Source organism: Micromonospora sediminimaris, from assembly GCF_016863575.1.
Classification (GTDB): Bacteria; Actinomycetota; Actinomycetes; order Mycobacteriales; family Micromonosporaceae; genus Micromonospora; species Micromonospora sediminimaris.
Genome location: NZ_BOPD01000009.1, coordinates 249,924 through 257,818, shown reverse-complemented (window position 1 = coordinate 257,818; position 7,895 = coordinate 249,924). Strand labels below are relative to the sequence as shown.

Annotated in this window: 8 protein-coding genes and 1 riboswitch; of the genes, 1 reads left to right on the top strand and 7 read right to left on the bottom strand. The window is 71.3% G+C overall.

What is annotated here, in order from left to right; genetic code table 11:
- Window positions 1-401 precede the first annotated feature (401 nt).
- From Vse01_RS08300 to Vse01_RS08285, 4 genes are all read right to left on the bottom strand, one after another.
- Window positions 402-1,643, bottom strand: a complete 1,242-nt coding sequence (locus tag Vse01_RS08300) for an AI-2E family transporter (RefSeq protein ID WP_093408558.1) — start codon at window positions 1,641-1,643, stop codon at window positions 402-404.
- A gap of 93 nt (window positions 1,644-1,736) precedes the next feature.
- Window positions 1,737-2,522: a hypothetical protein gene (locus tag Vse01_RS08295; protein ID WP_093408621.1), complete on the bottom strand. Its 786-nt coding sequence runs from the start codon at window positions 2,520-2,522 to the stop codon at window positions 1,737-1,739.
- Between the two features lie 172 nt (window positions 2,523-2,694).
- Window positions 2,695-3,093, bottom strand: a complete 399-nt coding sequence (locus Vse01_RS08290) for a hypothetical protein (protein ID WP_139233215.1) — start codon at window positions 3,091-3,093, stop codon at window positions 2,695-2,697.
- Window positions 3,094-3,190: 97 nt separating this feature from the next.
- Window positions 3,191-3,526 carry a helix-turn-helix transcriptional regulator gene (locus tag Vse01_RS08285; RefSeq protein WP_093408553.1) on the bottom strand — a complete coding sequence of 112 codons (336 nt, stop codon included), beginning with the start codon at window positions 3,524-3,526 and terminating at the stop codon, window positions 3,191-3,193.
- A gap of 199 nt (window positions 3,527-3,725) precedes the next feature.
- On the opposite strand from Vse01_RS08285, the gene Vse01_RS08280 reads away from it, so the two are divergent.
- Window positions 3,726-4,424, top strand: coding sequence for a carbonic anhydrase (locus Vse01_RS08280; protein ID WP_093408550.1), 699 nt, complete (start codon window positions 3,726-3,728; stop codon window positions 4,422-4,424).
- Window positions 4,425-4,560: 136 nt separating this feature from the next.
- Here the strand turns inward: Vse01_RS08280 and Vse01_RS08275 are convergent, their stop codons facing one another.
- The 3 genes from Vse01_RS08275 to Vse01_RS08265 form a co-directional block, all read right to left on the bottom strand.
- Window positions 4,561-5,577: a coiled-coil domain-containing protein gene (locus Vse01_RS08275; RefSeq protein ID WP_093408548.1), complete on the bottom strand. Its 1,017-nt coding sequence runs from the start codon at window positions 5,575-5,577 to the stop codon at window positions 4,561-4,563.
- Window positions 5,578-5,580: 3 nt separating this feature from the next.
- A riboswitch (cyclic di-AMP (ydaO/yuaA leader) is annotated at window positions 5,581-5,712 on the bottom strand.
- A gap of 166 nt (window positions 5,713-5,878) precedes the next feature.
- Complete coding sequence (locus tag Vse01_RS08270; RefSeq protein ID WP_093408545.1) at window positions 5,879-7,225, bottom strand: YibE/F family protein; 1,347 nt, start codon at window positions 7,223-7,225, stop codon at window positions 5,879-5,881.
- A 275-nt stretch (window positions 7,226-7,500) separates the two neighbouring features.
- Window positions 7,501-7,797, bottom strand: a complete 297-nt coding sequence (locus Vse01_RS08265; RefSeq protein ID WP_093408543.1) for a metal-sensitive transcriptional regulator — start codon at window positions 7,795-7,797, stop codon at window positions 7,501-7,503.
- Between the last annotated feature and the right edge of the window lie 98 nt (window positions 7,798-7,895).

Below are 7,895 nucleotides of genomic sequence, written 5' to 3'. Positions count from 1 at the left end.
CCCCCGGCCCCCGGCCCCCGGCCCCGGCCCCCGGCCCCCGGCCCCCGGCCCCGGCCCCCGGCCCCCGGCCCCGGCCCCCGGCCCCCGGCCCCCGGTCGAGGGTGCGGCCCTCGCGGGGTCGCGACATGCGGCATGTCGGGTCATCCGGTCGGCGTGAGGGTGCGACATGCGGCATGTCGGGTCCGTGGGTCGGCGTGAGGGCGCGCGACTCGGGGCATCTCCTGTCTGCGCGGTTGCCTGTGGAGTCGCGGTTTGCGGCATGTTGGCCGCTGCGGTCGGCGTAAGGGCGCGGTTTGCGGCATGTTGCGCTTTCCCGTCGGGTTGACGGCCCGACATGCCGCAAGCTGATGCCGAGCGCCGCGCGCCGAGCGCCGAGCGCCGCGCGCCGCGCGATGGGGACGTCAGGTGGGCTCGGGGGCGGGTCCGGACGACGACGGTTCGGAGGGCGATGGTGCGGGGGCTGTGGTCGATGGGCCGGACGGGGGCGTTCTCGATGGGGGTGAGTCGGGTGCCGGCGGGCCGGACGCCGAATCGGAGGCATTCGTGGCGGCCTGCCGTTGACGTTGCACGCTGTCGATGACCCGCCAGGCGACGGCCGTGATCGGGACCGCCACGAAGGCTCCCGCGATGCCGGCGATGAGGGTGCCGGCGGTCACCGCGACCAGGATCACCACTGGATGCAGTCGTACCTGGCGCTTCATCACCAGCGGCTCCAGCAGGTTGCCCTCGATCTGCTGAACGGCGATCACGGCGGCCAGGGTGAGCAGGGCGGTGGTCGGCCCGTTGGCGGCCAGGGCCACCAGCACCGCGACCGCGCCGGCCACGGTGGCACCGACGATCGGCACGAACCCGCCGATGAACGTGATCAATGCTAGTGGGAACGCCAGCGGCACCCTGAGCAGCACCAGCGCCAGGCCGATACCGATGGCGTCGATGGCCGCGATCAACATGGTGCCCCGGCTGTACGAACCGAGGGTGTGCCAGCCGACACGGCCCGCCTCGGCGGCGATGTCCCGGTTGCGCCCGGCGGCCCGGCGCAGCGTCCATTGCCACATCTCCCGGCCGTCCTTGAGCAGGAAGAACAGCAGCACCAGGGCGAGCAGGGCGGAGCCCACGACCTCGGCCACGGTGCGGGCGCTGGCGACCGGGTCCACCTGCTGCTGGCTGATCGCCTGGCGCAGCTGGTTGAGCAGGCTGTCGAGCTGTGCGTCGCTGACCGGCAGGGTGGAGGTGACGAAGTCGCGGGTGCGCTCCAGCCCTTGCCGCAGTTCCTGGCCCAACTCGCTGAACTGGTCGGCGGTCAGACTCCACACCAGTGCGCCGACACCGCCCAGGATGCCGAGCAGGAAGAGAACGCTGAGCAGAGCGGCGAGCGCGGCCGGCAGGCGCAGCCGGCGGAGCGCCAGGTTCACCGGATCGAGCAGCGCGGTGAGGAACAGGGTGGCGGCCAGGGCGATGGCCAGCGGGGTGACCAGCAGCGTGATCCGCGCCAGCAGGTAGAGCCCGGCGGCGATCACCACCAGGCAGGCGCTCCACACCACGGCGGAGCGGACCAGCCAGGGCAGGGCGGCCCAGGTCTGGCGCGGCCCGGCGCCCCGAAGCGCCGTCTCCTCGGGCTGGTTCCCGCCATCGCTTGCGACCACGTCGGCCCTCCTCAATGTCCGGCGAGGTCGGTACCCGGTCGACGTCCTTCCGACACTAAATTGCCGGAGACCGGGTGGGAGGGCGTTCGGCTATCAGTACGCGGCGACCGGCGCCCGGCCGACGACCGCCGGGATCTCCCGGGTCTGCTCGGCGGCAGCGGGTGTGGTCAGCGGAAGGAGCGACTCGCGTTCCGTGGCCGCCGGCAACAGCGCGGCGGCTGCTTCCTCGCGCAGGCTGCGAGCTGCGGCGGCGGCGAGTTCCGCGGCCCGCCAGGTCACCTGCTCCCGTTCCCGGGCCGCCCGCTGCCGGGCGAGCAGGTGGTCGCGTACCGCCCGACGCAGCATCAACTCCTGCTCCACCGGGTGCAACCGGGGATCCCAGCCGCGGTGCGCGAAGACGTCGCTGAGCTGTTCCACCGACAACTCTCGCCGCCAGTACGCGTCCAGGGCGGCCCGGTGCAGCCAGCGCTCGCGGTCGGCGTACTCGGCGGGGGTGCGGGCGGTCTGCGGCAGCGGCATGCCGGCGGCATCGGAGAGCCGGCGTACGTCAGCCTCCGCCGCCTCGTACGCCTGCCACGCCTGCTCGGCCTCGTCCTGGGCGATGAGCCATTCATCGCGGCGGTGCCGGGCCGTCGCGTCGGCCCGCTCCGCCGCGATCGTGACCTCCTCGGCCCAGCGCTCCTGGTCACGTCGTTGCTCGGCGTGGTCGGACCGGCTCGGCAGCGCGGCCTCGCGGATGCGGGTGCCGGCGTCGAAGCGGAAGAGTCGAGGTCGTAGCAGCAGGCCGGTGACGGCGAGCGTCACCACGCCGAGCAGGCCCAGCCAGATGGCGGCGGCGCGGGGCGCGTCGAGCAGGACGGAGGAGAGAGCGGTACGCATCATCAACACCTCGCGGTCGGGATGAGTCGTCGACTGTGATGGACGCGGGTTGTGACGGCGGGTCTGATGCCGGGGCACGGCTGATGCCGCGGTGGCCGTTGGGCCGACCGGGCGTCTGGCCGGCGAGCGGCGGGCGTCACTTGGCTCGATCGGTCGAGCGGACCGCCGTCGGTCAGACGGTAGGTGGGCCGCGACGGGTCGGCTCGCCCGCCCGGACGGCGGGCACCGGGGCGGCGCGGTGATCGACCTGGGCGGCATCGGCCGGCTCGGCGTCGGTACGGTCGGGCCGCAGCGGTGCGCCGGTGGCCGCCGCCCGCCAAACCTGGCCGGCGTCGACCGCCTGAGCGGGCTCGACGATGGGCTGGACGGCCGACATCGCGGTGGATGGCGAGCCGCCGACGACCGTGGCGTTCGGTGGTGGTACGGCGGTGGGCCGGGCCGGCGGATCGGCCGCGACGGCCCCACCGACACCTACGGCGAGCACCAGGGTCGCCAACGCCAACCGGGTCAGCTCACGAAGTGCGCACAGCATTGCCGGCCACAGTGGACGGGCGAATGCTGGAGACGACACGGGATCCAACCTATCCCGCCGTCGGCCTGATCGCAGCGCGGCGATCGTTCCGGGTGGGTGAAGCGCGCCACGTCGTCTGATCAGGACGTCTGCCGGCTCAGTGGTCGGCGGTGTCGGTCACCTGCTCCTTGGTGAAGAGGGCCAGCAGGTCACCCACCTGGTGGTCGGCCTCCGCCGGGTGGCGGAACCGCCCGGCCGGGTTGAGGGTGTACTCGTTGCGCCGGCCCACCCGGGTGCGGTGCAGGTAGCCGCCCGCCTCCAGGTCGGCGACGATGGCCTGAGCGGCACGTTCGGTGACGCCGACCTCCGTCGCGACGTCGCGTAGCCGGGCGGTGGGGTTACGGGCGATGGCGAGCAGGACGTGCGCGTGGTTCGTGAGGAAAGTCCAGTTCCGTGCGCTTTCTCGTCCGTCAGTGCTCGCCATGCCCGCCATCGTATGACCTGCCGTTCGAGTACCCCGGCCCGCGTCGTTACCGGCCTCGGTTCGGCCGAGCGCAAGCGTCGACTGATGTATGAAATGCATATCACGTATAGCTTGACGTGCGTTATGGCGCGTGTGACCGTGATGGCAGCCCGTGACCAGCGCCGGCCGGGATGACCAGGCATTCCTCCCAGAGATGAGGTGCAGCCGGATGAGTCGACCCGGAACGCTCGGTCCCCAGCCCGGACCGGACCGCGAGTTGCTCAGCGCGGATCTTCCCGGCGCCCCGCAGCGGGCCCTCGCCGAGTTGCTCGCCGGGAACCGTCGGTTCGTCACCGACGCACTGCGGCATCCCAACCAGAACGCTGGGCGGCGGGCCGCCGTCGCGGCCGAACAGCATCCCTTCGCGGTGATCGTCGGCTGCTCCGACTCCCGGCTCGCCGCCGAGATCATCTTCGATCGCGGGTTGGGCGACCTCTTCGTGGTTCGTACCGCCGGACACACCGTCGGGCCGGAGGTGCTGGGCAGCGTGGAGTACGCGGTGGCCGTGCTGCGTACGCCCCTGGTGGTGGTGCTCGGCCACGACTCGTGCGGCGCTGTCCAGGCGGCCCGCGAGGCACTGGCCACCGCCACCACGCCGCCCGGGCATCTGGGCGCCGTGGTCGACGCCGTGGTGCCGAGCCTGCGCCGGGCGCAGGACGCCGGAGTGCACGACCTGGACGGCATCGTGGACATCCACATCGCGCGGACCGTCGAGACGATGCTGGCCTCCTCCGCGACTCTCGCTGCGGAGGTGGCGGCCGGGCGATGTGCGGTGGTCGGCATGTCGTACCGACTGGCCGCCGGTGAGGTGCGGGCGGTCGCCGCGGAACCCGCCGCACTCGGCGGTGCGATGGCGACCGCGCCCTGATCCCGCGACCCGTCGCGAGGAATGAGGCCGGTCCGGGTACCGGCAGTCGGCGACCGCGTCCGACGGTGACCTCCGGAACGCCGAGGGCCGTCCCACCACGGTTGGCGGGACGGCCCTCGGTGCGTCGTGTGAGCGATCAGAGCAGCGACACGTGTACGTGGTCCGTGTGGTTGGACGGGCCACTGTAGGAACTCCAGCGCTCGGTGGCCGCGAACCAGATCTGCCGGTTCCAGATCACGTAGTAGACGCCCAGCCGGTCGGCGTTGCGGACCAGGAAGGCCGCCAGGTTGTTGCCGTAGATCCGGGTGTCGTTGTTGTGCCACGGGCTGAAGCCGCTGTTCTGCAATGACCAGTCACAGGCCCGGCCCTTGGGGTGCTCGAACTTGTCACCCGGACGGAAGCAGCCGACGAACCGGTTGAATCCGGCTCGCTTGACCTCCTTGTACATGTGCAGCGTCCGCGGCGTGATGCAGCCCGACGTGGTGGGGTCGTTCTGGCTGCACGACTCGGGCTTCCAGCCACCGTCCGAGGCCCGGTTCGGCGCGATCCGGGCCACCGGCGAGGTGGCGTCTACCAGCCCGCCGGTCAGGCCGACACCACCGACCAGTCGGAGGGACTTCTCCGCCTCGCTCTTCTTGCGCGCCATGTCGTTTGTCAGCTTCTTCTGCTCGCGCACCTCGGCGTCGAGCGCGAGCTTGGCCTGCTCGGCGCGGAGCTTGATCGCGTTGACCTCGCCCAGTTTCTTGTCGTTCACCAGGTTCAGCTCGTCCAGTGCCGAGGCCCGGTTGATGAACGAGTCCGGTGCGCTGCTCTGCAACAGCATGGCGATCGCGCCGACCCGGCCCGTGCGGTACGACTGGGTGGCGATCTGAGCGACCTGTGGCGAGAGTGCGTCCAGGTCAGCCTGAGCGGCGCGGACCTCAACCGCCAGTCGGAGTTGCCGCTTCTTGGACTTCTCCAGTTTGGCCTTGGCCTTGGAGTAGTCCCGGGTGGTCGCCTCGATCAAGTCGTTGAGCATCGGCGGGGCGTCGTCGTGCTCTGCTGGTTTGGGGTCGTTCGGTGCGGCCGTCGCCGGCATCGGACCAGCGAAAACGGCGAACGCGGCGAACACGGCCACCACGGGCGTCAACCAGCGGCGTAGGGGTGCCGTCACTGTTTTCCCTTCCATCGACCGCCGACCGGGTTAGCTGACGGGTTCGGGACGGAAGTGGCCCCTACCGCTTTCGCGGATTCACCCCACGTACCTGGGTCCCCGGCTCGCCTGGCGGCGATTGGGCGGCGGCACCGCAGGCGCCGCTGCGCGCCTTCGGCGGTGACCGGCAGTGAGGTTACCTGACAGTCCATCTGTGCTTCTACGCCCCGAACCCGACTAGATGCGTCATTTCGTAATCGCTTTGAGTGACCAGCGACACGATTACGAGCCGCGTTTACAGGGGCGGTCACGTTGAGGAGTGTCACCATGTGGTGTCCGTGCTCCTGTCCGGGTCGGGCCACCTTGAAGGGGTGGCGGGGGGCGTGTTTCGGGTGGGTGGGGTGCTGAGGGCGTGGAGCGCCTCGGCCCGGTCCGTTGCCGGCCGGGGAATCACGGGGGTGGGCTCACCGCTGTGGACGTCGGCGTCGCCGCGCCCGGCGGTGCTTACCACCGCGGCCAGCGCGGTGGTAAGCGGTACCGCGGCGATCAGCCCGAGCGTGGCGACCACGCTACGAACGATCTCCGTGGTGAGGAACTCGCTGGTCAGGATCTGCCCCAGTGCGCGGGAATCCGCGGTCAGCAGAAGCAGGAGTGGCAGCGAGGCGCCGGCGTACGCCAGCACGATCGTGTTGACCACAGAGGCGATGTGTGCCCGCCCGACCCGGGTGGCCGAGCGGTACAACTCCCGGCGGGAGAGGTCCGGGTTGGCGTGGCGCAACTCGTTGACCGCGGCGGCCTGGGTGACCGTGACGTCGTCGAGTACGCCCAACGAGCCGATGATGATGCCGGCGAGCAGCAGACCGTGCAGGTCGACGTCGGCCCGGAACATGGACAGGGTGGTGGCGTCCTCGCTGCCGAAACCGGTCAGGTGGGTGGCCCCGGTCGCAGCCAGCCCGAGCAGCCCGGTGAGCACCAGACTGGCGAGCGTGCCGAGCACGGCCACCGAAGTCTGGGCGGATATGCCGTGGGTCAGGTACAGCACCACGAACATGATCAGCGAGGCGCCGACGATGGCGACCGCGAGCGGTGGCTGGCCGGCGCTGATGCCGGGCAGTACGAAGGTCAGCAGGATGGCGAAGCTGGCGGCCAGGCCACCCAGCGCGGCCAGTCCGCGTAGCCGCCCGAAGGCGACGATGGCGGCGGCGAAGAGGACGGCCAGCCACACCAGCGGCTTGCCGCGTTGGTGCTCGGCGATGTTGTAGGTGCTGACCGTCGGATCCTCCGGGTCGATCAGCGAGACCAGGATGATGTCGTCGTCGACCTCGACGCGAGGGGCGCCCGGCCCGGTCGGGATGGGTGTCTGCACCTCCTGCCCGGCGTCCGGTCCGGTCTGTACCCGGACGGTGACCGTGCCGCAGGGGCCGTCCGCAGCCGTCGGAGTCCCCTCGGGTACCACCGGGTTGGGCGGGCATGGCTCGCTGACCACCCGGGTGACCGTGCCGTGGTAGCGGGGGGTGTCGTCGGCGGCCTCGGGGCGCGGGGCGTCCCGGGGCCAGAGCACGATGGCGGCGACCAGGGTGGCGATGAAGAGGGGGACCACCGTCACGACGAGGATCCGCCGCACCCCCGGCGGGGTGGGCGGAGCGGAACGGGTGTGGTCGGCGCCCATTCAGTGTCTCCCAACGATTTCAGGGCTGAGTACGTGTCGATGGGCGAGACGGTTCAGTGCCGCCGGACGGCGGTGTGGAAGGGCAGCCCGAATGGCCTGAGTGTGGCGGGGTGGCTGCGTACCGTGAGCTGTGGACCGGCTCGCGACGGCCGTGCGGGCGTACGCCTGACGGCGACCTCGGGCCGCGAGGCACGGATTTCGGCTGGCCATCGTGTGCGAATGGTAACCAGCCGGACCTGTCGACGCCTGTCGCGAGGGTGCGTCGGCGGGTCGGGTCAGCCGCGCTTCATGAGTCGGCCCACGGCGGCCATCATCTCGGTCGCCATCTCGTCGGCGCGCCCCTCGGCGGCACCTTCGTGCATGCAGTGCCGGGCGTGCCCGTCGAGCAGGCCGAGGGCGACCTTGTCCAGGGCGGCCTGGATGGCCGAGATCTGGGTGAGCACGTCGATGCAGTAGCGGTCCTCGTCGACCATCTTCTCGATGCCGCGCACCTGGCCCTCCACCCGGCGCAGGCGGGCGAGGAGCTGGTCCTTGCTGGCGGTGTAGCCACGGATCGGCGCGGGTGTGCTCATGCCGGCAAGAATAACCTACCCCCAGGGGGTATGGTACGGTCGGTGCGACGGATACCCCCTGCGGGTATCCGGGTGGGTGTTCGACCCACCCTTCCAGA